Raw genomic sequence first — 19,762 nt, forward strand, 5'->3', positions numbered from 1 at the left:
GTGAGAGAACCGTGTCGCTTCCCGCCCTGTCCGAAGAGCAGCAAGAGCTGTTCCGGTTGATCGAGGACACCAGCGAGCACGTCTTCATCACCGGTCGAGCGGGCACCGGCAAGTCGACGCTGCTGCAGTACTTCTCGTGGAACACGAAGAAGCAGATCGCCATCTGCGCGCCGACCGGCGTCGCCGCGCTCAACGTCGAGGGTCAGACGATCCACTCCCTGTTCCGGCTGCCGATCGGACTGATCGGCGACTCGGACATCGATCAGAACGACAACACGCGACGGATCCTCAATGCGATCGAGACGCTCGTGATCGACGAGATCTCGATGGTCAACGCCGACCTGATGGATGCGATCGACCGTTCGCTCCGTCAGGCGCGGGGCAAGCGGGGCATCCCGTTCGGCGGAGTGCAGATCGTGATGTTCGGCGATCCGTATCAGCTGGCTCCCGTGCCGCCGCGCGGCGACGAGCTGCGCTACGTCAAGGACCACTACCGCTCGTTCTGGTTCTTCGATGCCAAGGTCTGGGCGGGTCCGGCCGGCGGTGAGGGTGACGATGACGACGGGGGACTGTTCGCCGTCGACACCCGGGCCGAGCTGCACGTGCGCGAGCTCGTGCAGATCCACCGGCAGTCGGATGACGGTTTCAAGGCGATGCTGAACGCGGTGCGGTACGGGCGGGTCACCGCGGAGATCGCGGGAGTGCTGAACACGCAGGGCGCGCGCACACCGCCGGACCCGGAGCCGGGAGAGGTGCCGATGATCACCCTCGCCACCCGCAACGACATCGTGAACACCATCAACAGCCGCCACCTCGCAGCGCTGCCCGGCAAGGAGCAGACGGCGCGTGCCGAGGTCAGCGGCGAGTTCGGGAAGGGCGAGGCGTCGCTGCCGGCCGAGTCGGAGCTCAAGCTCAAGATCGGCGCGCAGGTGATGTTCCTCCGCAACGACACCTCGATGTCGGGCGAGCCGCCGCGGTGGGTGAACGGCACGATCGGCACGGTCGTGCGGATCCTCGGAGAGACCGTGCGCGTCGAGATCGACGGCGAAGAGGTCGACGTCGAGCCCGCGGTCTGGGAGCGGTTCCGATACTCCTACGAGCCGAGCACCAAGAAGCTGAGCCGTGACGTCGTGGCGGAGTTCACCCAGTTCCCGCTGCGCCTCGCGTGGGCCGTCACGATCCACAAGTCGCAGGGCAAGACCTACGACCGCGCGATCATCGACCTCGGCTCAGGCGCCTTCGCTCCAGGGCAGACCTATGTGGCGCTGTCTCGGCTCACATCCCTCGACGGGCTCTACCTGTCGAGGGCGCTGCGCCCGAGCGACATCCGCGTCGACGAGGATGTGCGCCGCTTCATGCGCGACGCGTGGCTCGCGGCATCCACTCCCGCGGTCGGGAAGGGCTGAGCCCGTTCGTGGTCAGGCGGCGACGCGTGCGCGGTCGAGGTCTTCGAAGAGCTCGGTGTTGAACCGGTAGGCGAGCAGGACCTCGTCGATCACGCGCTCGCGCTCGGCGTCGTCCCAGGGGGCGGAGTCGAGCTGCTCGCGGTAGACGTCCTTGAACGCCGACGGGTCGGCGATGTCGTCGAACAGATAGAAGCCGATGCCGTTGGTCTCGAAGCCGAAGCGGCGTGCCATGACGCGTCCGATGAAGATGCCGCCCGACAGATCGCCGAGGTAGCGCGTGTAGTGATGCGCGACGAAGCCACCGGCCCAGGTCGCCCCGACCTGGCGGATGCGCTCGACGTAGCGCTGCGTGGTCGGCAGCGCGACGATCACATCGCGCCAGTGCGCCCCGAGGAGGAACTCGAGGTCGGCCTCGAGCGCGGGCAGGCGGGTCAGCTTGTCGCTGAGGAAGACGGATGCCACGGGGTCCTGGCGCATGCGCTCGCCCGCGCCCTCGAGGGCTTCGTAGATGAAGTAGTGCTGCGCGACGAGCGCGATGTAGTCCTCGCGCGATCCTTCGCCCTTGAGCAGGTCGGACATGAAGCCGGCACCCTCGCTGCGCGAGTGCGAACCGGAGGAGCGCTCACGGAGGGCTGCGGAGAAGGAGAGGATCTCGGACATGTGCCCAGTGTAAGGGTCGCCTAACCTGAAAGGAAACCCCTCGGTGAGCCGAGCGTCATGCGTGCGGACGCGGCTCGACCCCGAGCTTCTCGCAGGCGAGAACGTAGAGCGCGACGACCTCGCGGCGCACGGCGGGGCGCTCCGTGATCGGACCGGAGGGCCAGGGGATGCGCAGCTCTGAGGCCTCGCCGGAGCGGGTGACCTTCCAGACTCCGCCGTCGCCGTCGAGGTCCGTCATCACGGCGTCGGTGATCTCGTCCGACTGAGACCCTCCGACCGGCGCGAAGGCGCGCGTGATGAGCAGATTGTCATCGGTGTGGTCGCCGTTCATGTGGCGGAGGATCGCGGAGACGACGTCGGCATCGAACGTGTGGGGCATGGTGATCACCCTAAACGGCGTTCGGTGATGCCTTTCTTTCAGGATGGGCGTTCTAGACTCGGGAGACACGTCTTCCGGGGGTCCCCTTTCATGCAGCTTCTCTCGTCGCGCACGTTCCGCGCAGCAGTGGCCGGCGCAGCCGCGCTCGGGCTCTTCCTCACCGGCTGCACGGCCGAACCGGAGTTCAGCTACCAGCCTCCGTCCCAGGTCGACGGCCCTCTGCCTGACGACACGGTCGCCGCCATGGAGGCGGCCATCACCAACGCGCTCGCCGCATCGGGTGCCTCGGGCGCCGTCGTGGGCGTGTGGGCTCCGTGGAGCGGCAGCTGGGTCGCCGGTCTCGGCACCCAGACCCCCGGCGGCGACGAAGAGATCAGCACCGACATGTCCTTCCGGATCGCGGACATGACGCGTCTCATGACGTGCGACGTGCTCTACGGTCTGGCCGATGACGGCGTGGTCGATCTCGACGACCCCGTGCCCGACCACGTCTCGGGCGTCGCTGACATGAAGGACATCACGCTGCTCGACCTGTGCAACAGCACGAGCGGCGTCGGCTCGTCCGAGGCGACCGCGCAGGCCGCATGGCTCACCACCCCCGAGCGCGTGTGGGCACCCCTCGAGCTTGCGGCGTACGGCCTGGGCGCCCCACGCACCACTCCGAAGACGACCTACACGAACTCGGATGCCGGCTACCTGCTGCTCGGACTCGCACTCGAGCGGGCGTCCGGCCGCACGGCGTCCGAGCTGATCGCCGAGTACGTGACCCAGCCGCTCGGTCTCTCGGCGACGTCGCTGCCTTCGCCGGCTCCGGCCCCGCCCTCTGACGGACCGGTCATGAACGGGCACTACCTGACGCCCGTCGAAGGCGGGTACGACTGTGCGGCCCCGGTCGACATCACCACGCTCTCGTCGAGCACCGGCTACACCGACTCCGGCGTCGTGTCGACGATCGAGGATCTCGGTCGGTACGCCCAGGCCGAAGCCGCGCAGAAGCTGCGCACGAAGGACGAGCCGAACCGCTTCGGAGCTCCCCTGCCGCAGGGCCCTCAGGCTCCCTCCTGGCTCCAGGCCACGGGCGGGGCTCTGCTCGTCGGCTCGATGGTCGGACAGGCGGGCTGGACTCCCGGGTATCAGACGTCGGCGTTCTCCGACCCCGAGACGGGCTTCACGGTCGCAGTGTCGCTGAACAACTCGACGACCGGCGCGACGACCGCGATGTACCTGGCCTGGGAGCTCGCGGCGATCGCCTCCAAGGTGCCTGCGGCCGCGGGTGAGACCGCTCCCGAGTTCGGGCTTCCGTTCACGGCCGAGCAGTATCACCAGGCCATCACGGACTCGGCGGTCGCCTGCGTCGCACCGCCGGCCGCCTAGGGCCCGGCGCACGACCGCCGCGGCATACCGACGAAGGGAACGCCGATGGCGATCATCGACAACGCGATCTACGTCGACGGTGTCCGCACCGAGAATCCGCGGAGCCTCAGTGAGACGTTCGAGGTGCTGCGCGAACGCGGCGGCATGAGCTGGATAGGTCTGTACCGGCCGAGCGAAGCCGAGATCCGCGAGGTCGCCGACGAGTTCGGCATCCACGCTCTCGTCGTCGAGGATGCGCTCTCGGGTCACCAGCGGTCGAAGCTCGAGCGGTACGGAGACGTGCTGTTCATGGTGCTGCGATCCGCCCGGTATCTGGATGCCGCGGAGGAGGTCGAGTTCGGCGAGATCCATGTGCTCGTGGGGCCCGACTTCGTGGTGACGATCCGCCACGCGGAGTCTCCCGACCTGGGGCGGGTGCGACGCCGACTCGAAGACGACCCCGGTCTGCTGAAGCTCGGTCCGGAGGCGGTGCTCTATGCGATTCTCGACGAGGTCGTCGACGAGTACGCACCCGTGCTGTCGGGACTCGAGAACGACATCGACGAGATCGAGAGCCAGCTCTTCGAGGACGAGGTCGACGCGACGCAGCGCATCTACGAACTCGGTCGTGAGGTGATCGACTTCCAGCGCGCGGTGCAGCCTCTCGCGGGCATGCTGGACTCGCTGCTGCGAGGTTCGACGAAGTACGAGGTCGACGAGGAGCTGCAGCGGTACCTGCGCGACGTGCTCGACCACACCCTGCGCGTGTCGGAGCGCGCGAACACCTTCCGCACGGTGCTCGACAACGCGCTGACCGTCGAGTCCACGATCGTGGCGCGGCGGCAGAACGAGGAGATGCGGCGGATGACCGAGTTGAGCATCCGCCAGAACGACGAGGTCAAGAAGATCTCGGGCTGGGCGGCGATCCTGTTCGCCCCGACGCTCGTCGGCACGGTGTACGGCATGAACTTCGACCATATGCCCGAGCTGCATTGGACGCTCGGATACCCCATGGCGGTCGCTCTGATGCTGGCGATGGGCGTCGGGCTCTACTGGGCGTTCAAGCGCAAGGGCTGGCTGTAGGCCCCCACACGGGTGCGGAAGGGAATGCGGGTGGGACTGGGGAGCAGCCCCACCCGCGAGTGCCGCGTCCGTAGGGGAACGCGAGCTCTCGGACACGAAGTCGACTCAGGTCCCCAGGGCCGGCTTCTCGTCCCACTATCAAGACGCTGACGACGCCCGTTCCTGACGCCGCAACCAATATTCCGGTCGGATCCGTGCCCGGACGTCACTTGCCGCCCGGGGTGACGACGACCGCGTAGTCGGCTCCAGGACCGGTGACGCCCGACTCCGCATCGACGTATCGCAGGGTGAGCAGGTGGAATCCGAGGTGGATGTCGGGGATGTAGTCGTCGGAGGTCACCTCGTCGATGGCGATGAGGTGGGGCACCACGACGCCGTCGACGGCGACCTGCACCCAGCCGCCCGGGATGCCCTCGAGAGTGACGAGCGCGTCGTCCTGCTCGCCGTCGGCGTCAGCATCCCCCCGCTCGAGGTGGGGGCGGGGCTGATCGCCAGAGATGACCGGCACGGGGAATGCGAGGGGTCCGACCGGCTCGCTGAGGTCCACGTCGCCGGAGGGTGAGGTGTGCTGGGCCGTGAGCGTCATGCCCTGCCTCAGTTCGCCTCCCGCGACGGAGAGCGTGAACTCACCGTCGTCGTCGACCGTCGCCTGGGCGAGGACGGAGCCGAGCTCGTCGATGACGGCGACCATGCTGCCGGGGATGCCGGTGCCGCTCACCGAGACAGCGAGGGGACTGCTGGTGTCCCACCCGTCCGGACCGATCGCGAACACGGGCGGGGTCTCGACCGGCGGGACCTCGACCGGCGGGGTCGCCACGGGGGGTCTGGCCGCCGGAGGGCCCGCCGCCGGCGGTGCGGCCACCGGGGCGCTCGGCGGCTCCGGAACGGCGCGCACAGGTGTGTCCTGCCGAGTCGTCTCGACGACCGGCTGCACTGGCGGCTCCACCGGAGCAGGAATGAGCGGTGCGACAGGTGGGGGCGTCGGTGACGTGTCGTCGTCCGTCGCGGGTGTGGCACCGGGAGTCGGGGCGATGGGTCGGGCGGCGGGCCCGGACGCCTCACCACGGTCGCCGTCTGCCGCGGGTTGCGACCAGGGGCCGACCATCGCCACGGCGACCGTCGCCGCAAGGGCGACCGCGCTTCCCGCGGCGATCCCGATGGTGAGCACGCGGCGGGTCCGCAGGGCGGCGGACGGTCCGATGACGGATGCGCTCGCTGCCGCGCCGGGCTCGAGAGCGGCGTAGGCGGCGGCGCCGGCACTGCCGAGTGCGAGGGGCAGCAGCACGGCTCGCAGCTTCGACGAGGCCGTGTCGATGTCTCTCGCGATGATCGTGCAGCCGGCGCACCCTTCGAGATGGGATTCGAGGCGGGGGCGCTCGTGCCGACTCACCGGGCGGCGAGAGCGGCGCACGAGCCGCCCGCACGCCCAGCGACACTCCTCGGGACGGGAAGGGTCGGCGATGAGCGCATCCAGCCAGGCATGGCGGAATCCGTCGCGAGCGCGGAGAGCCAGCGCCGACACGGCATTCGGAGTCAGTCCCATCAGCGGAGCGATCTCGCGCGGCTTCATGCCCTCGACCTCGAGGTACCAGAGCAGGGTGCGGTGGTTCTCGGGCAGATTCTTGAACGCCGCCGCGAGCATCGTCTTGTCCGACAGCTGCTCGATCGCGTCGGGGGCCTCATCGGGGATCTCCTCGATGAACTCGATCGGGATGTCCTTCTGCTTGCCGCCCCACGTCGCGGCGGCGTTGCGGATGGCGGCGTAGAGATACGCCCGGAAGCCATCGGTCGGTCCGCCGCCGTTCTGCATCGCGCTGAATGTCTTCGTGAAGGCCTCGCTGACGAGGTCGTCAGGGTCGATGGAACGCGTCACTGCGCGGGCCGCGCGGAGCCCCGCCTCGGAATGGCGCTGCCACAGCACGGCGAACGCTCGGGCGTCTCCGCTGCGCGTCGCGTCGGCGAGCTCGGCATCCGACCGCGTGTCGGTGCTCGGATCTGTGGTGATGCTCATGGCGTCCCCCCGATCGTGGTGACGGGGTCCGGGTCACCGACTCCGAGACCGCGGAGGCGGTCTCGGAGTCAGCATACGCTCAGAGCTTGCTTTCGAGGGGTGAGTCGTGATATATCGGAACGCTGAAGTATCGCGGGGGCGATCCCGCGCGCGTTCTCGCCGCCGCTCCGGCTACTGCTCGGGCTCGTCGTCGACCTCGACCCCGGGTCCGGGTCCCGGCCGCACGGCGGCATCGGGGAGGATGTCGATGCGGGTGTTCCCGTCGTGCTCCGAGACCTCGATGCGCGGGGCGGCATCGGCCTCGGTGGCATCAGGGGCCGCGGTCAGCTGGTCGTGGCGCTTCTCCTCGCTCGTCATGGCGTCATCGGCGTCGGGGGTGAGGTCAGGCGTGCTCATCGTTCTCCTTCGTGGTGGTGGATGACGGGGCTCCGTCGTGGTCGCGACGGTCGGAGCGGTTGCGGCCCCAGCGGGCGAGCAGGTACAGCACGGCGCCGACCGCCAGCAGGATCGCGCCGAACAGCCAGACGACCCCTCGCTGCTGGGTGAGCAGCAGGATGCACGAGGCGATGCCCAGCACCGGGATGACCGTCCAGATGCGGAAGTGATCGTGCTCGACGCGGTCACGTCGCAGCACCAGCACCGAGACGTTGACGCTGAGGAAGACGTAGAGCAGCAGCAGCACGACGGTCTCGGCGAGCGTCGCCAGATCGCCGACGAGCGTGAGTCCCATCGCGACGAGGGTCGTGGTGAGGATCGCCACCCACGGGGTCTTTCGATTCGGCAGCACCCGGCCGAGCACGGCGGGCAGCAGGTTCTGCTCGGCCATCCCGTAGGTCAGGCGGCTCACCATGATCATCGTGAGTAGTGCGCCGTTCGCCACCGCGATCAGGGCGATCAGGCTGAACAGCCAGGAGGGGATGCTGGCACCCGCGGCCTCGACGACCGACAGCAGCGGTCCGCTCGACTCCTGCAACTCGGACGCCGGCAGTGCGATGGAACTCGCGACCCCCACGAGCACGTACACCGCACCGGCGGTGAAGAGCGCGCCGAAGAGGGCTCGCGGATAGGTGCGCCGCGGATTCTTGACCTCTTCGATCATGTTCGCCGAGGTCTCGAAGCCGACGAAGGAGTAGTAGGCGATCACCGCTCCCGACAGGACCGCCAGGGCGACGGGCGTCCCCTCGGGCGTCTGAGTCAGCCGCGAGGCGTCGCCGCCGCCGCCGACCACGAACATCCCGACCACGACGATCACGATCACGAGACCGCTCAGCTCGATCGCCGTCATCACCAGATTCGCGCCGAGCGACTCACGGATGCCGCGGGCGTTGAGTGCTCCGACGATCGCGAGGAAGACGATCGCGACGGGAATGGTCGGCAGGTCGAAGAACGTGCCGAGGTAGTCGCCGGCGAACGCGATCGCCAGGCCCGCGGCGCTCGTCACGCCGGCCGCGAGCATGCTGAACCCGACCAAGAACGAGACGACGGGGCTGTGGAAGGCGCGCTCCGCGAAGACGGATGCCCCGCCGGCGCGCGGGTACTTGGTGACCAGCTCGGCGTACGACCCCGCGGTCAGCAGCGCGAGCAGGAGAGCGAGAAGCAGCGGTGCCCACAGCATCCCGCCGACCTTCTCGGACAGCACACCCATCAGGGCGTAGATGCCGGCGCCGAGCACGTCGCCCAGGATGAAGGCGAACAGCAGGGGGCCGGTGATGGCGCGACGCAGGCGAGTGGGCTCCTCCGGCGTCGTGGCGGTGTCGGAAGTCATCCCGGAACAGTACGGACAAGCGTGCCGATGTGGCGACGGGGTTGACATGCCGTCGCATCGCATTCAGGTATTTCACAGGCGCCAGCGCGGCGTACGCCCGGACTCCGACTGCCGTCGCTAGATTCGGGGGCGTTATCGGAGGGTGCGTCGGCTGGAGTGCGCAGGCGGACGGGGGTCGCCTTCCCTCACCTCTCAGAAAAGAGCACTTCTCATGTCCGGTACTCCCCGAAAGGCGCTCGCCGAAGCGATCGCCACGTTCCTCTTCGTCCTCACGATCATCGCGGCGATCAACAGCGAGAGCCCGCTGACTCCGCTCGCGATCGGCTTCACGCTCGCCGTGCTCGTCTTCTCGACCGGCCACATCTCGGGCGCTCACCTCAACCCGGCGGTCTCCGTCGGCGTCTTCCTCCGTGGCGGCCTCAGCGTCGTCGACTTCATCGCCTACCTCGTGGCGCAGTTCGTCGGTGGCGCGCTCGCCGCGCTGGTCAGCTTCGCCGTGTGGCCCGCCGGTGGCGAGGCTCTGGTCGTCGAGGTGGGACCCGCCTTCTTCGTCGAGGCGCTGTTCACGCTGATCCTCGTCTGGGTCGTGCTCAACACCGCGACCTCGAAGGACACCGAGGGCAACTCGTTCTACGGCCTCGCGATCGGGGCGACGGTGTTCGTCGGCGCAGCGACCGTCGGTTCGATCTCGGGCGGCGGCTTCAACCCGGCGGTGGCCCTCGGCCTCTCGGTCGGCGGGTACTTCGACTGGGCCTCGCTGTGGCTCTACATCGTCGCCCCCGTGGTCGGCGCGGTCATCGCGGCCCTGCTCTTCCGCGTGCTCAACGCGGACGATGCCAAGAAGATCGGCGCGTAACCACTCTTCATCGAACGCCGCGTCCTCTCCGGAGGGCGCGGCGTTCGTGCGTGTGGGGGGTGTTCCGGAATCATCCGTCCGGGGGATGCCGTCGTGAGGTGGCCCGTCATAGCGTGGATGCATGCTGATCGTCGAGGAACTCCACATGCTGCTTCTCCGGCCTGATGGCCGCGTCGAGAGCGCGGTGAGCGTGAACCGCCTGTACGGCGAGGTCGCGGCCGTGATCGTCGACCTCGCCCTGCACGGACGCATCGCGGTGTCGGACGAGAAGAACCCGGTCATCGAGATCGTGTCGACCGACCCGACGGGCAACCCGATCCTCGATACGACACTGCAGCGCCTCGTGCCGTTGCGCGGCAAGCGGCTGCAGTCGCTCGTGGTGCGCCCCAAGCTCGATCCGCTCGAGATCGTGGTCGAGTCGCTCATCGTGCAGGGCGTGCTCGTCAAAGGGGAGCGCGGATTCTTCGGCTGGGGGTCGGCACGCACTCCCGAATCCGATTCGACGCCCGAGCAGGCGCTGAGGGCGCGGCTCGCCGCGGTGCTCGCCGGAACGGGTGCTCCGACGCAGGCCGACCTGGCGCTGCTTGCGATCCTGCAGAACCTCAACGCGGCGCACGCGATCCTGCGCGAGGAGTGCGGCGGGCTGTCCTCGCGCGACCTCAAGAAGCGGATCGAGCAGCTCACGGCAGGATCGCGGGCAGGGGATGCCGTCGCCAAGGCGGTCAACGATGCGATCACGGCCGCGATGGTGGCGATCATGACGCCGACGATCGTGGCGGCGACCATCACCTGATACCGGTCAGCGCAGCACCGGCATGCCCTCTGCGAGATCGCCGATGACCGGGTTCGCGTCTTGAGGGTCGACCACGAGACCGGTGATGGCGTCGACGTTCAGAACCGGGAAGCGCGAGATGGCGCCGATCTTCTCCTCGCTGCCCAGGACGTAGGTCTGCGCACAGCGCGCGGCGATCGCGCGTTTGGTGGCGGCGTCGTCGAGGTTGCCGGTGGTCAGGCCGTGGACGGGATCGACGCCCGTCACGCCCAGGAAGAACAGGTCTGCGGCGAGATGCTGCACGGCCTCCATGGCGAGGGGGCCGCTCGCGACCATCGAGAAGCGGGCGAGTTCGCCGCCGATGATCACGACGCGGGCGTCGGAGTGCTCGGCGACGGCGAGGGCGATCGCCGGGCTGGGGGTGATGACGGTCAGGTCGGCGCCGTACGGCAGCATGCGGGCCATCGCGAGCGTCGTGGTTCCGGCATCCAGCACGATCGTCGAGCCCGGCAGGATCAGCTCGACGGCGCGGCGGGCGACCCGCTCCTTGCTCTCGGTGGCCAGCGACGAGCGCTCGTCGACGGGCCGATCGGCCGGCGGAACCGGCAGAGCGCCGCCATAGACGCGGACGAGTTCGCCCGTGTCGGCGAGCTCGCGCAGATCGCGACGGATCGAGTCCTCGGAGACGCCGAGATCGGTGGCGACGTCCTTCGCCACCACGCGACCGTCTCTGCGCAGGATCTCGCGCAGATGATCCTTTCGTTGCGCACTCAGCATCCGAAGCTCCATCCCGTTCATTCACGAAGTTGCACGTTCCTGCACGGTTAACGTTACAGTCTTCTCCATGAACACACCACTGCTGATTCTCATCGCCGGCCCCTACCGCTCCGGCACGGGCGGCGACCCCGCCCTGATCGCCCGCAACCTCGAGGTCCTCGAAGAGGTCGCGGCCCCCATCCACCGTCTCGGCCACGTGCCGATGATCGGCGAATGGGTCGCCCTGCCGATCCTCCGAGGCATGGACGAGACGGATGCCGCCGAGGGCGACGTCATGTACGAGACGGCCCACCGACTGCTGCAGCACTGCGACGCGGTGCTGCGCCTGCCGGGAGACTCCGCCGGCGCCGACAAGGACGTCGAGATCGCGCTCGAGCGCGGGCTGCCCGTGTATCGATCGATCGACGAGATCCCGTCGAGGGATGCCGAAGCCGTGTGAGCGCTGCTCATCGGGAGGGGGCCGTGGCCAGCCGGTGGCTAGGCTCGTGAGCATGACAGACGATGTGCGCAACGTCCACGACGCCCTCTCGACGATCACCGAGCACTGGCAGCCGCACCGGCTCACCAGCGTCAACGACTACGACGTCAAGGTCGTCAAGCTCCAGGGCGAATTCGTCTGGCACACCCACCCCGACACCGATGAGCTGTTCATGGTGGTGAGCGGCCAGCTCACCATCCAGCTCCGCGACCGTGACGTGATTCTGCACCCGAACGACGTCTTCGTCGTGCCGCGCGGGGTCGAGCACTGCCCGAAGGCGACGGACGAGGTGCACGCGATCCTGTTCGAGCCGAAGGGAACGGTCAACACCGGGGATGCCGGAGGCGACATGACTGCGACACTCCAGGAGCTCGCCTGATCCGCCGTCAGATCGTCAGATCGTGAAGCGCACGCCCGAGAGGTGCTCGGCGACCGACCACAGTTCCGCGCCGACGTCGACCGACCGCACCTGGGCGCTCGCGGCGACGCGCTTCGGCGCCCCGCGGAACTCGAGCAGCCCGCCCGGACCCCAATAATCGCCGCCGGTGGCATCGGCCGCGACGGCAGCATGCACGATCGGCGCGGCCCCGGCATCCTTGCCCTGCACGAGCGGGCGGCTGACCGACGCGAGGGCGCGCGTCAGAGGTGAGACCGCGGCGAGTCCGTCGCGGTGCGGAGTCAGCGGATCGACGGCGTAACCGGGGTGAGCACACAGCGCAGACCGCGCCGTGCCCCGCCACCGGCGGTTCAGCTCGAAGGCGAGGGCCATCAGGGCGGCCTTCGAGCGGCCGTACTGACGCAGCGACGCACCCGTCCACGGCTGAGAGAGCGTGCCAGGGTCGATCTCGGCGAAGCGATGCGCCAGCGATCCGACGGCCACGACCCGAGCGTCGTCGGCGAGCAGACGGTCGAGCTGGGCGACCAGGGCGAAGTGTCCGATCGCGTTGGTGCCGACCATGAGGTCCAGTCCGTCCGCGGTGCGGGCGCTGCGATCCGCCGCCTTGACCCCGGCATTGCAGATCACCGCATCGAGCCGCTCGTCGAGCGATGCCGTCGCCGAGGCGACGCTCGCCAACGACCCGAGATCGACCGGCACGATGTCGAGGTCGGCACCCGGAATCTGCGCGCGGATCGACGACACGGCCACCTGTGCGCGCTCTGCCGACCGGCATCCGAGCAGCACCCTCGCACCCTGCGTGGCCAGGATCTCCGCGCACCAGTATCCGATTCCCGCGTTCGCCCCGGTGACGAGGATCGTGCGGCCGGTGAGGTCGGGGAGCGCGAGCGGCGAGGGCATGTCCTCCAACCTAGGCGGAGACACCCACCCGGTCGGCCGTGCGGATGATCGTCGCGAATCCGCGCGCCGCCAGGATGCTCTCGGTCCGCTGCATGATCTCGTCGCCCGAGACGGCCGCGAGCCCGTCCGTCGCCTCGATCGCCGAGGTCGTCGTCGCATCCGTCACGAACTCCACCGTGAAGCCGAGGTCGGCCGCCATCCGGGCCGTCGTCTCGCAGCACTGCTCGGTGCGGATGCCGCAGACGACCACTCGGCCGACGCCGCGGCGCCGGAGCTGATCTTCGAGATCGGTCGATGTGAACGCGTTGACGGTGGTCTTCGTCACGGCGATCTCGTCGCTCTGCGGGTCGAGGTCGGAGACCACCCGGACGAAGCCGTTGGCCGGATCGAAGACTCCTCCGCTGCCCGGCTCGGAGTGCGTGACCCACACGACGGCGTCTCCCGACCGACGTGCGTACGCGACGAGCTGGGAGATGTTGTCGATGACGCCGGGGTTTGCGGTGGCCGCCCACTCGTCGGGTCGCTGGCGGAAGGATTCCTGCGCGTCGATCACGAGCAGGGCAGTGGCGGGGGAGTCGTGGCTCATCCGATCATCCTCGCGGTCCCGGCCCGCGACGGCCAGTGCCTGCACGGCCAGCGACCGCGTGTTCTCTGCCGTCGATCGCCGCTCGGGCGCCGTCTCGCAGATTCTCCCGACGAATCTGTGACGAATCCCGCTCGGCCCCCGTCCTATCTGTGAGCGACCCACGCACGCTCCCGGCGAAGCCACCACGGCCCGGCCGGCACATCGTGAGACGAAGGAATGGTCATGGCAACTCAGGATCAGAACACCCCCACCAGCCCCGCCGACAAGGAGCTCGCTCAGACGTCGACCGCACCGAAGCCGGCTGCCTCGGGTTCGCGCGTCGACCGCACGTCGGCCTTCTCGACGTCGCGCGTCCCCGCCGACTCGGATGCCGCGGGCAAGACGGTCATCGCCGACGGCGTCGTCGCCAAGGTCGCCGGCATCGCCGCCCGTGAGGTCGCCGGTGTCTACGCGCTCGGCGGTGGCGGAGCACGTGCCTTCGGCGCCATCCGCGACGCCGTCAACGCCACCGACCTGACGCAGGGCGTCAAGGTCGAGGTCGGCGAGACGCAGGCCGCCGCAGACCTGACCATCGTCGTCGAGTACCCCGCCCCGATCCAGGAGGTCGCGAGCAACGTGCGCGCCGCCGTCGCCGGTGCGATCAGCCGCCTGGTCGGTCTCGAGGTCGTCGAGGTCAACGTCGAGGTCAACGACGTGCACGTCCCCGGTGACGACAACCAGGAGAACGAGGAGTCGCGAGTCTCATGACCCCCACCACCACAGGCGCCCTGATCGGCGCACTCCTGGCCCTGGCTGCTCTGCTGTTCGGGTTCTGGGGATTCCTCCTCATGGCCCTGTTCGCAGGCGTCGGAGCCGTCATCGGCCGGATCGCCTCCGGGAAGCTCGACGTCCGCGGTCTCGCCGACGCCTTCACAGGGCGGCGCACCTCCTGATGCGCGTCGACCAGCACCTCGCCGCCGGTGGCGGCCCCGCGCGGGCCGCCACCGCAGAGGCCACCGTCCCTGGGCGCATCGACGTGAAGGAACGCGTCTACCGCACGGTCACCGAGAAGGCGTCCGCAACCCTGATCGGTGTGCCGCGCGGTGACGTGAAGGTCGACGTCGCCGAGCACCCGGGCGGGATCGCCGTGCGCATAGCGACCCCGCTTCCCGTCCCCGATCTCGACGACACCGTCGCGATCTCCCAGAGCGTCCCCGTCCTCGACAGAGCTCGTCAGCTGCAGGAGCAGCTGCAGCAGAGCCTCAGCGGTCTTCTCGGACGTGACGTGACCCGCATCACCCTCACCATCACCGGTGCCACCATCCCAGAGAGGAGACGAGTGCGATGAGCACCCCGGTTCTTCGTCGCGTCGTCCGACGCGAGACGCATTCGCCGCGCACCGTCGCGATGTTCGTCGCGGTCATCCTCCTCATCCTCGCCCTCGCCTGCATCGGGCTCGAGATCGTGCTGAGCCTCGCGGCGCAGCCCGCTCTCCTGCTAGGTCCCGCCGCGGCGGGCGGATGGCTGGTCGGCCTGCCCACCGCACAGCCGGCCGGACTCGTGATCGCGGGCAGCGTCGTGCTCGCCCTGATCGGCGTCGTGCTCGTCGTGCTGGCTGTCACTCCGGGTCGCCTGTCACGGCACACCCTCGAGGCGGGCGACAGGGCGGTCGTCGTCGACAACGGCGTGATCGCCAGCGCGCTCGCCCAGCACCTCTCGGAGGAGACGGGCCTGGCTCGCGAGAGCATCACCGTCGGAGTCGGCCACCGCAGTGTCGACGTCACCGTGCGCCCCGGCGCGGGCATCCCCCTCGACAAGGGCGCCGTGCAGTCGGCCACGGAGGCAGAGCTGCAGACCTACCGGCTGACCCGCAGCGTCCGCACCCGCGTGCGCATCGAGCGCCCCCACGAGAAGGAAGACGAGCTGTGAACAACACCAATCGTGCGCTGAACCGCACCCTGCTGCTCATCATCGGCCTGCTCTTCCTCGGACTGGGCGCTCTCGGCATCGCCATCATGAGCTGGCCGACCGCCACCGACATCTGGACGTCGGCCGGCACGGACGCCCGCTCATGGCTCGACCAGGCGATCGCCGCCACGGCCATCGCCGGCGGCAGCCTCTCGTGGATCGGCATCGGCGCAGTGGCCGCGATCGTCATCGTGATCGTGCTGCTGATCGTCGCCCTCACCAGCATCTCGGGCCGCCGGTCGAAGACCGCCTTCCGCTCGAGCGGAGCGCAGAACCCGCTCGGACGTGTCACGGTCACCGAGTCGTTCGTGTCGGATGCCGTCAAGAACTCCCTCGCCGGGAGAGCGGAGATCCTGTCGTCGCAGGTCACCGCGAACGACATCCGTCGAGAGCCGGTGCTGCATGTGGCCGTCACGCCCCGGCAGAACACCGATCCGCGTGAGCTGGTCGACCACATCGACAAGCTGCTCACCAACCTCGCCACCCTGACCGGCCGCGAGAGCGCGACCTTCGTCTCGATCCACACCGGCCTCCGGGCGCGGCTCGCGCACGACCAGCGACGTCTGTCGTGAACCTCGGACCTCGCCCCCACCACCCCAGGAAGCAGGACAGCACCATGCGAAACAAGATCCTCCTCATCGGCGCCATCGCCTTCGTCGCCTACGTCGTGGGCAGTCGGGCAGCGACCGTGCAGGTGAACAAGGGCGAGTCCGTGCGGCACCAGCTGGTGCGCATGTGGAACGACCCGAAGGCGAAGAAGGAACGCGCCAAGGCAGCCAAGAAGGCGGCGAAGGCGGCCGAGAAGGCACTCGACAAGGTCCGCCGCTGACACCCCTCCACAGACTTATCGTCGGTCGCGACACGCAACGGCGATAAGACGACGGGAATCCTCCCGCCGTCACGATCACCCTCACGAAAGGAGCTCCTCATGGGACTCGATGACAAGATCAAGAACGCCGCTCAGGACATCGCCGGCAAGGCGAAGGAAGCGATCGGCAACGCGACCGACAACGACAAGCTCGCCGCCGAAGGCAAGGCCGACCAGGTCAAGGCCGACGCGAAGAAGGCCGGCGAGAACGTCAAGGACGCATTCAAGAAGTAAGACCCCCGGCGCGGGCGGATGGAGCGGTGTCACGCTCCATCCGCCCGTTGCTGTGCGCGGCGATGATGCCGTGAGACGATGCCGGGGATGGATGCTGCCGCTGATGACGAGCTTCGCGAGCTACGGGCTCGTGCCTACGGTCCGCGTGCTGACATCGCGAGCGACCCGTCCGCGGTCCGCCGACTCGAGGAGCTCGAATCCTCGCGCAGCGCGGCGTCGACCGGGGGCGCGGCGGCATCCCAGGCCGCTGGCTCAGCGCCCGTTCTGGACTCCGTTGCCGACTCGGAGCGCGCCGAGCTGCGGGTGGTGCATCCCTCGGCCGATGCATCGCGCGAGAGCGGTGACCTGCTCGACCGACTGGACGACGAGTCCACGTGGGACGAGCCGGTCGCGCCCGCGGCGTCGCACGAGGTGACCGGGTGGCCGGGGCGCCTGGCGAGGTGGCGAGCACCGCTGTGGGTGGCCTCCGTGGCAGCGTCGGCCGCGCTCGCGGCGTCGATCGCCTACGCCTTCGCCGTGGTCCCGCCCGTGTCGTCGTCTGCGGGTGCGCCGCAGATCGAGACGCTCGAGCTCACGAGATCCGGAATGATCGCGCCGGGGTGGTTCGGCGCGGAGAAGGATGCGGCATCGGCCGAGTTCTCCGGCCTGACGGTCTTCCTGACGCCCGGGTGGTACGCCGACTCGGGAGAGCGTTCGTCGGAGAACGTCTGTCTCAATGTCGTCAGGAACGACCAGCTGCCCGATGTGCGTGACTTCACCGAGACGTCCTGGAGTTTCGAGGGCCAACGGTACGTGGCGTGCGGCGTGGGTGCATTCCCGCCGACCGTCGCGGTGCCGTTCGACTCCGAGACCCCCGACGAGCTCGCCGAGCGCTTCCCGTCAGGCGTAGCGCTGCAGTTCGTGCTCGACGGCGACCATGTCGGAGTCTTCCTCGACAGCGGCGAGGAGTAGCGGGTCAACGCCGGATCGGCAGCGACAAGTGGACGCCCGCGAGCTCTTCGAGCTGGTCCCACACGCTCTGCGCGAGTTCAGTAGGAGGGGTGTACGTACGGGCGAGCGGCTCGACTCGCAGGGGAAGTCCGCGAAGCCGCCCCGCGGGCGCGTAGTACTCGCCGCCCTGCGCGGCGGGATCCGTGAGCGCGCGCACCGCAGCCCAGGCGGCGGTGTCCTTTCCCTGAGCCCAGGGCGTGTAGGGGTTGCGCCGGTACGGGGTCGAGGCGTCGTGGATGCCGGTGCGCTCGGGCGTCTTGGCGTCGACGCCCACTCCGGGACGCACCACGAGCGAGGCGACGGGAAGGCCGGCGGCGCGCAGGCGGCGGTCGAGCTCGAAGGCGAACACCTCAGTCACCGTCTTGGCCTTCGTGTAGGCCGCGATGGCGCTGCGCGGGGTCGCCCTGACGTCATCCACGTCGAGTCGGAACTGCGACACGAAGCCGGTCGACGTGTGCACGATGCGGCTCGCGACGCCCTCCGCCTCTCCGGTGGCGATCAAGGACGGCAGGATGCCGGCGAGCAGCCGGACGTTCGAGATCACGTGCGTTCCCAGAATCGGGGGGAGGCCGTCGGCCGTGGGGGCACCGCGCCAGCCCGTCATGGCGCCGCCGTTGAGGAGGACTCCGTCGAGGCGGGGAAGCTCGCGCAGCTCGTCGGCCGCGCGAGACACCGAGTCGAGCGAGGCGAGGTCGATCAGCACGCTCCGCACGGAGGCCCCGGGCACCTGGCCGTGGATGGATGCCTCGGCGAGGTGCAGCTTCGATTCGGATCGCGACGCGAGCACCACGTCGGCGCCCGCCGCGGCGAGCTGCTCCGCCGCGAAGTAGCCGATGCCCGCGGTCGCGCCCGTGACGACGATCGTGCGTCCGGTCCGGTCGGGAAGACGGTCGGGGTTCCAGTTCATCTCTGCTCACATTCTCTAAACGGATTAACTATCCGATTAGACGACAGTATAAGCGGAATAGTTATCCGCTTGTGCTGATAGGATCGGACCATGGCGCAGATACGGGCGGATGCGGCGCGCAGTCGAGCGCGGATCCTCGATGCCGCCCGTGCTCGACCGTCAGGAGACCTCAGGCTGAACGATGTCGCACGCGATGCCGGGCTCGGCGTCGGCACGGTGTACCGACATTTCCCGTCGGTGCATGCGCTCACCGAGGCGCTTGCGGTCGAGACCCTGGAGCGGATGGTCACGGTCGCCCGGGCTGCGGCCGAGGACTCGGACACGGAAAGCGCTCTGGCCACGTTCCTCGGCGAAGCACTGGCGCTGCAGCTGCAGGATGGCGGCCTTCAGGCTGTACTGCTCTCACCCGACGATGAGGAACAGTCCGTGCGCGACATGAAGATCGAGATCTTCGCCGCATTCGACGGGGTGCTTCAGAGGGCGCGCGACGAGAAGATCATCCGACCCGATCTGTCCATCGTGCAGATCGAGCATCTCGTGTGCGGAATCGAGCACGCGGTGCGCATCGGGGAGGCCGGAGACAGGCAGCTCTTCCTCGACATCATGCTCGCCGGCATCCGTCCGACCGTCTAGACCCGGCCCGCACCCACCGGCGCACCCACCCGCGGCACCGCGGCATATCCCGGGCGGATGAACCACGACGGCAGCGCTCGCCGCAGGTCGCTCGGGCCGGTCGCGGTGGCGTCTTCGGCGAGCAGCAGCGTCGTCCATTCGATGTCCCCGCGCCAGAACCGGGTCAGTGCTCGGAGCGTGCAGCGCACCTCGACCGACACGTCGTACCCGGGGTCGGCGTCGCACACGTCGGCCTCGCCGTCGTGGATCACCAGCCACCACCGGCGCTGCGCCGGACTCGCGTCCGTGAAGTGCAGTGCGATCACCGTGCGCGCATCGGGGACGGTGCCGTGATCGACGTTGCGGTGCATGTCCCACAGCAGCAGCTTGGGGTCGAGGTCGGCGTCTCCGAGCTCGCCGATCCAGCGCACCCCCCACGCCGAGAGCTGTTCGACGACCGGACGCAATTCGGCACCCGCGACGGTGAGCACGTAGCGGACGTCAGCACCCTGGGCGATCCGCTCGATGAGGCCGGCACGCTGCAGCTGGTCGAGTCGATGGGACAGCAGCGTCGGCGACATGCGGGGGAGGCCGCGGCGCAGCTCGTTGAAGTGCTCGGTGCCGAGCAGAAGCTCACGCAGCAGGAGCATCGTCCACCGCTCGTCCAGCAGCTCCATCGCCTTGGCGACGGGGCAGAACTGATAGTAGGGGGCGCCCACGGACCTCACGATAGACCCGGTACAGATCGGATACTAGAGCGGTCTGCGCGGGGTTCGTAGCG

26 protein-coding genes are annotated in these 19,762 nt (G+C 68.9%); 16 read left to right on the forward strand and 10 right to left on the reverse strand.

All coding sequences use genetic code 11. The features are described from left to right. Window positions 1-11: 11 nt before the first annotated feature. Window positions 12-1,406 (forward strand): ATP-dependent DNA helicase, encoded by a 1,395-nt coding sequence (locus tag ACZZZF_RS12165; protein ID WP_463498497.1) that lies wholly within the window; start codon window positions 12-14, stop codon window positions 1,404-1,406. Between the two features lie 12 nt (window positions 1,407-1,418). Here the strand turns inward: ACZZZF_RS12165 and ACZZZF_RS12170 are convergent, their stop codons facing one another. Continuing rightward, a complete protein-coding gene (locus ACZZZF_RS12170) occupies window positions 1,419-2,066 on the reverse strand; it encodes a biliverdin-producing heme oxygenase (protein WP_053098119.1) in 648 nt (215 codons plus the stop codon). A gap of 55 nt (window positions 2,067-2,121) precedes the next feature. Next, window positions 2,122-2,445, reverse strand: a complete 324-nt coding sequence (locus ACZZZF_RS12175; RefSeq protein WP_463498500.1) for a DUF2470 domain-containing protein — start codon at window positions 2,443-2,445, stop codon at window positions 2,122-2,124. Window positions 2,446-2,535: 90 nt separating this feature from the next. Between ACZZZF_RS12175 and ACZZZF_RS12180 the strand changes: the two genes are divergently transcribed. Both ACZZZF_RS12180 and ACZZZF_RS12185 read left to right on the forward strand, forming a co-directional pair. Further along, window positions 2,536-3,819 carry a serine hydrolase domain-containing protein gene (locus ACZZZF_RS12180; RefSeq protein WP_072592090.1) on the forward strand — a complete coding sequence of 428 codons (1,284 nt, stop codon included), beginning with the start codon at window positions 2,536-2,538 and terminating at the stop codon, window positions 3,817-3,819. Between the two features lie 45 nt (window positions 3,820-3,864). After that, the gene (locus tag ACZZZF_RS12185) at window positions 3,865-4,881 is read left to right on the forward strand and encodes a magnesium and cobalt transport protein CorA (protein ID WP_053098117.1); all 1,017 of its coding nucleotides are present in this window, start codon (window positions 3,865-3,867) and stop codon (window positions 4,879-4,881) included. A 205-nt stretch (window positions 4,882-5,086) separates the two neighbouring features. Here the strand turns inward: ACZZZF_RS12185 and ACZZZF_RS12190 are convergent, their stop codons facing one another. The 3 genes from ACZZZF_RS12190 to ACZZZF_RS12200 all read right to left on the reverse strand — a co-directional run bounded on the left by ACZZZF_RS12190 (window position 5,087) and on the right by ACZZZF_RS12200 (window position 8,657). Then, window positions 5,087-6,892, reverse strand: a complete 1,806-nt coding sequence (locus tag ACZZZF_RS12190) for a sigma-70 family RNA polymerase sigma factor (RefSeq protein WP_463498503.1) — start codon at window positions 6,890-6,892, stop codon at window positions 5,087-5,089. Window positions 6,893-7,063: 171 nt separating this feature from the next. Then, on the reverse strand, window positions 7,064-7,288 hold the full coding sequence (locus ACZZZF_RS12195) for a hypothetical protein (RefSeq protein ID WP_053098107.1): 225 nt from the start codon (window positions 7,286-7,288) through the stop codon (window positions 7,064-7,066). Next, on the reverse strand, window positions 7,275-8,657 hold the full coding sequence (locus ACZZZF_RS12200; protein WP_463498506.1) for an APC family permease: 1,383 nt from the start codon (window positions 8,655-8,657) through the stop codon (window positions 7,275-7,277). The genes ACZZZF_RS12195 and ACZZZF_RS12200 overlap by 14 nt, the downstream gene beginning before the upstream one ends. Window positions 8,658-8,868: 211 nt before the next feature. Between ACZZZF_RS12200 and ACZZZF_RS12205 the strand changes: the two genes are divergently transcribed. Further along, the gene (locus tag ACZZZF_RS12205) at window positions 8,869-9,513 is read left to right on the forward strand and encodes an MIP/aquaporin family protein (RefSeq protein WP_463498509.1); all 645 of its coding nucleotides are present in this window, start codon (window positions 8,869-8,871) and stop codon (window positions 9,511-9,513) included. 121 nt (window positions 9,514-9,634) lie between these two features. Beyond that, window positions 9,635-10,306 carry a GOLPH3/VPS74 family protein gene (locus tag ACZZZF_RS12210; protein WP_295103304.1) on the forward strand — a complete coding sequence of 224 codons (672 nt, stop codon included), beginning with the start codon at window positions 9,635-9,637 and terminating at the stop codon, window positions 10,304-10,306. Window positions 10,307-10,312: 6 nt separating this feature from the next. Here ACZZZF_RS12210 and ACZZZF_RS12215 read toward each other — a convergent pair whose 3' ends face one another. Further along, window positions 10,313-11,062: a DeoR/GlpR family DNA-binding transcription regulator gene (locus ACZZZF_RS12215; protein ID WP_056275362.1), complete on the reverse strand. Its 750-nt coding sequence runs from the start codon at window positions 11,060-11,062 to the stop codon at window positions 10,313-10,315. A gap of 67 nt (window positions 11,063-11,129) precedes the next feature. On the opposite strand from ACZZZF_RS12215, the gene ACZZZF_RS12220 reads away from it, so the two are divergent. Both ACZZZF_RS12220 and ACZZZF_RS12225 read left to right on the forward strand, forming a co-directional pair. Further along, window positions 11,130-11,501 (forward strand): DUF4406 domain-containing protein, encoded by a 372-nt coding sequence (locus ACZZZF_RS12220; protein ID WP_187249235.1) that lies wholly within the window; start codon window positions 11,130-11,132, stop codon window positions 11,499-11,501. 52 nt (window positions 11,502-11,553) lie between these two features. After that, complete coding sequence (locus ACZZZF_RS12225; RefSeq protein WP_072592087.1) at window positions 11,554-11,919, forward strand: cupin domain-containing protein; 366 nt, start codon at window positions 11,554-11,556, stop codon at window positions 11,917-11,919. A gap of 15 nt (window positions 11,920-11,934) precedes the next feature. Here ACZZZF_RS12225 and ACZZZF_RS12230 read toward each other — a convergent pair whose 3' ends face one another. Both ACZZZF_RS12230 and ACZZZF_RS12235 read right to left on the reverse strand, forming a co-directional pair. Continuing rightward, a complete protein-coding gene (locus ACZZZF_RS12230) occupies window positions 11,935-12,837 on the reverse strand; it encodes an SDR family NAD(P)-dependent oxidoreductase (protein WP_463498512.1) in 903 nt (300 codons plus the stop codon). Between the two features lie 10 nt (window positions 12,838-12,847). Next, window positions 12,848-13,423, reverse strand: a complete 576-nt coding sequence (locus ACZZZF_RS12235) for an isochorismatase family protein (RefSeq protein ID WP_463498513.1) — start codon at window positions 13,421-13,423, stop codon at window positions 12,848-12,850. A 222-nt stretch (window positions 13,424-13,645) separates the two neighbouring features. Between ACZZZF_RS12235 and ACZZZF_RS12240 the strand changes: the two genes are divergently transcribed. From ACZZZF_RS12240 to ACZZZF_RS12275, 8 genes are all read left to right on the forward strand, one after another. Continuing rightward, window positions 13,646-14,170 (forward strand): Asp23/Gls24 family envelope stress response protein, encoded by a 525-nt coding sequence (locus ACZZZF_RS12240; protein ID WP_053099288.1) that lies wholly within the window; start codon window positions 13,646-13,648, stop codon window positions 14,168-14,170. Then, a complete protein-coding gene (locus ACZZZF_RS12245; RefSeq protein ID WP_053098100.1) occupies window positions 14,167-14,355 on the forward strand; it encodes a DUF2273 domain-containing protein in 189 nt (62 codons plus the stop codon). Before ACZZZF_RS12240 ends, ACZZZF_RS12245 begins: the two co-directional genes overlap by 4 nt. Further along, complete coding sequence (locus ACZZZF_RS12250; RefSeq protein ID WP_187249239.1) at window positions 14,355-14,750, forward strand: hypothetical protein; 396 nt, start codon at window positions 14,355-14,357, stop codon at window positions 14,748-14,750. Before ACZZZF_RS12245 ends, ACZZZF_RS12250 begins: the two co-directional genes overlap by 1 nt. Next, window positions 14,747-15,331, forward strand: a complete 585-nt coding sequence (locus tag ACZZZF_RS12255; protein ID WP_463498516.1) for a DUF6286 domain-containing protein — start codon at window positions 14,747-14,749, stop codon at window positions 15,329-15,331. Before ACZZZF_RS12250 ends, ACZZZF_RS12255 begins: the two co-directional genes overlap by 4 nt. Then, window positions 15,328-15,942, forward strand: a complete 615-nt coding sequence (locus ACZZZF_RS12260; protein WP_056275349.1) for a hypothetical protein — start codon at window positions 15,328-15,330, stop codon at window positions 15,940-15,942. The genes ACZZZF_RS12255 and ACZZZF_RS12260 overlap by 4 nt, the downstream gene beginning before the upstream one ends. Before the next feature lie 44 nt (window positions 15,943-15,986). Beyond that, entirely contained in the window at window positions 15,987-16,199 is a 213-nt protein-coding gene (locus tag ACZZZF_RS12265; RefSeq protein WP_053098096.1) for a hypothetical protein, read from the forward strand. A 99-nt stretch (window positions 16,200-16,298) separates the two neighbouring features. Continuing rightward, window positions 16,299-16,472: a CsbD family protein gene (locus tag ACZZZF_RS12270; RefSeq protein WP_053098095.1), complete on the forward strand. Its 174-nt coding sequence runs from the start codon at window positions 16,299-16,301 to the stop codon at window positions 16,470-16,472. Window positions 16,473-16,559: 87 nt separating this feature from the next. Beyond that, window positions 16,560-17,423, forward strand: a complete 864-nt coding sequence (locus tag ACZZZF_RS12275; RefSeq protein WP_463498518.1) for a hypothetical protein — start codon at window positions 16,560-16,562, stop codon at window positions 17,421-17,423. A 4-nt stretch (window positions 17,424-17,427) separates the two neighbouring features. Here the strand turns inward: ACZZZF_RS12275 and ACZZZF_RS12280 are convergent, their stop codons facing one another. Next, window positions 17,428-18,369, reverse strand: a complete 942-nt coding sequence (locus ACZZZF_RS12280; RefSeq protein ID WP_463498521.1) for an SDR family NAD(P)-dependent oxidoreductase — start codon at window positions 18,367-18,369, stop codon at window positions 17,428-17,430. A gap of 90 nt (window positions 18,370-18,459) precedes the next feature. Here ACZZZF_RS12280 and ACZZZF_RS12285 point away from each other — a divergent pair, with 90 nt between their 5' ends. Next, window positions 18,460-19,002: a TetR/AcrR family transcriptional regulator gene (locus ACZZZF_RS12285; protein ID WP_463498524.1), complete on the forward strand. Its 543-nt coding sequence runs from the start codon at window positions 18,460-18,462 to the stop codon at window positions 19,000-19,002. Here ACZZZF_RS12285 and ACZZZF_RS12290 read toward each other — a convergent pair. Continuing rightward, window positions 18,999-19,700 carry a winged helix-turn-helix transcriptional regulator gene (locus ACZZZF_RS12290; RefSeq protein WP_463498527.1) on the reverse strand — a complete coding sequence of 234 codons (702 nt, stop codon included), beginning with the start codon at window positions 19,698-19,700 and terminating at the stop codon, window positions 18,999-19,001. The two genes, ACZZZF_RS12285 and ACZZZF_RS12290, sit on opposite strands and share 4 nt — an antisense overlap. Between the last annotated feature and the right edge of the window lie 62 nt (window positions 19,701-19,762).

This window comes from Microbacterium sp. AC215 (genome assembly GCF_979258645.1).

Coding starts and splice junctions, on each gene's coding strand:
- ACZZZF_RS12170 (WP_053098119.1), bottom strand. CDS start 2,066: ATGTCCGAGATCCTCTCCTTCTCCGCAGCCCTCCGTGAGCGCTCCTCC.
- ACZZZF_RS12175 (WP_463498500.1), bottom strand. CDS start 2,445: ATGCCCCACACGTTCGATGCCGACGTCGTCTCCGCGATCCTCCGCCAC.
- ACZZZF_RS12180 (WP_072592090.1), top strand. CDS start 2,536: ATGCAGCTTCTCTCGTCGCGCACGTTCCGCGCAGCAGTGGCCGGCGCA.
- ACZZZF_RS12185 (WP_053098117.1), top strand. CDS start 3,865: ATGGCGATCATCGACAACGCGATCTACGTCGACGGTGTCCGCACCGAG.
- ACZZZF_RS12190 (WP_463498503.1), bottom strand. CDS start 6,892: ATGAGCATCACCACAGATCCGAGCACCGACACGCGGTCGGATGCCGAG.
- ACZZZF_RS12195 (WP_053098107.1), bottom strand. CDS start 7,288: ATGAGCACGCCTGACCTCACCCCCGACGCCGATGACGCCATGACGAGC.
- ACZZZF_RS12200 (WP_463498506.1), bottom strand. CDS start 8,657: ATGACTTCCGACACCGCCACGACGCCGGAGGAGCCCACTCGCCTGCGT.
- ACZZZF_RS12205 (WP_463498509.1), top strand. CDS start 8,869: ATGTCCGGTACTCCCCGAAAGGCGCTCGCCGAAGCGATCGCCACGTTC.
- ACZZZF_RS12210 (WP_295103304.1), top strand. CDS start 9,635: ATGCTGATCGTCGAGGAACTCCACATGCTGCTTCTCCGGCCTGATGGC.
- ACZZZF_RS12215 (WP_056275362.1), bottom strand. CDS start 11,062: ATGCTGAGTGCGCAACGAAAGGATCATCTGCGCGAGATCCTGCGCAGA.
- ACZZZF_RS12220 (WP_187249235.1), top strand. CDS start 11,130: ATGAACACACCACTGCTGATTCTCATCGCCGGCCCCTACCGCTCCGGC.
- ACZZZF_RS12225 (WP_072592087.1), top strand. CDS start 11,554: ATGACAGACGATGTGCGCAACGTCCACGACGCCCTCTCGACGATCACC.
- ACZZZF_RS12230 (WP_463498512.1), bottom strand. CDS start 12,837: ATGCCCTCGCCGCTCGCGCTCCCCGACCTCACCGGCCGCACGATCCTC.
- ACZZZF_RS12235 (WP_463498513.1), bottom strand. CDS start 13,423: ATGAGCCACGACTCCCCCGCCACTGCCCTGCTCGTGATCGACGCGCAG.
- ACZZZF_RS12240 (WP_053099288.1), top strand. CDS start 13,646: ATGGCAACTCAGGATCAGAACACCCCCACCAGCCCCGCCGACAAGGAG.
- ACZZZF_RS12245 (WP_053098100.1), top strand. CDS start 14,167: ATGACCCCCACCACCACAGGCGCCCTGATCGGCGCACTCCTGGCCCTG.
- ACZZZF_RS12250 (WP_187249239.1), top strand. CDS start 14,355: ATGCGCGTCGACCAGCACCTCGCCGCCGGTGGCGGCCCCGCGCGGGCC.
- ACZZZF_RS12255 (WP_463498516.1), top strand. CDS start 14,747: ATGAGCACCCCGGTTCTTCGTCGCGTCGTCCGACGCGAGACGCATTCG.
- ACZZZF_RS12265 (WP_053098096.1), top strand. CDS start 15,987: ATGCGAAACAAGATCCTCCTCATCGGCGCCATCGCCTTCGTCGCCTAC.
- ACZZZF_RS12270 (WP_053098095.1), top strand. CDS start 16,299: ATGGGACTCGATGACAAGATCAAGAACGCCGCTCAGGACATCGCCGGC.
- ACZZZF_RS12275 (WP_463498518.1), top strand. CDS start 16,560: ATGGATGCTGCCGCTGATGACGAGCTTCGCGAGCTACGGGCTCGTGCC.
- ACZZZF_RS12280 (WP_463498521.1), bottom strand. CDS start 18,369: ATGAACTGGAACCCCGACCGTCTTCCCGACCGGACCGGACGCACGATC.
- ACZZZF_RS12285 (WP_463498524.1), top strand. CDS start 18,460: ATGGCGCAGATACGGGCGGATGCGGCGCGCAGTCGAGCGCGGATCCTC.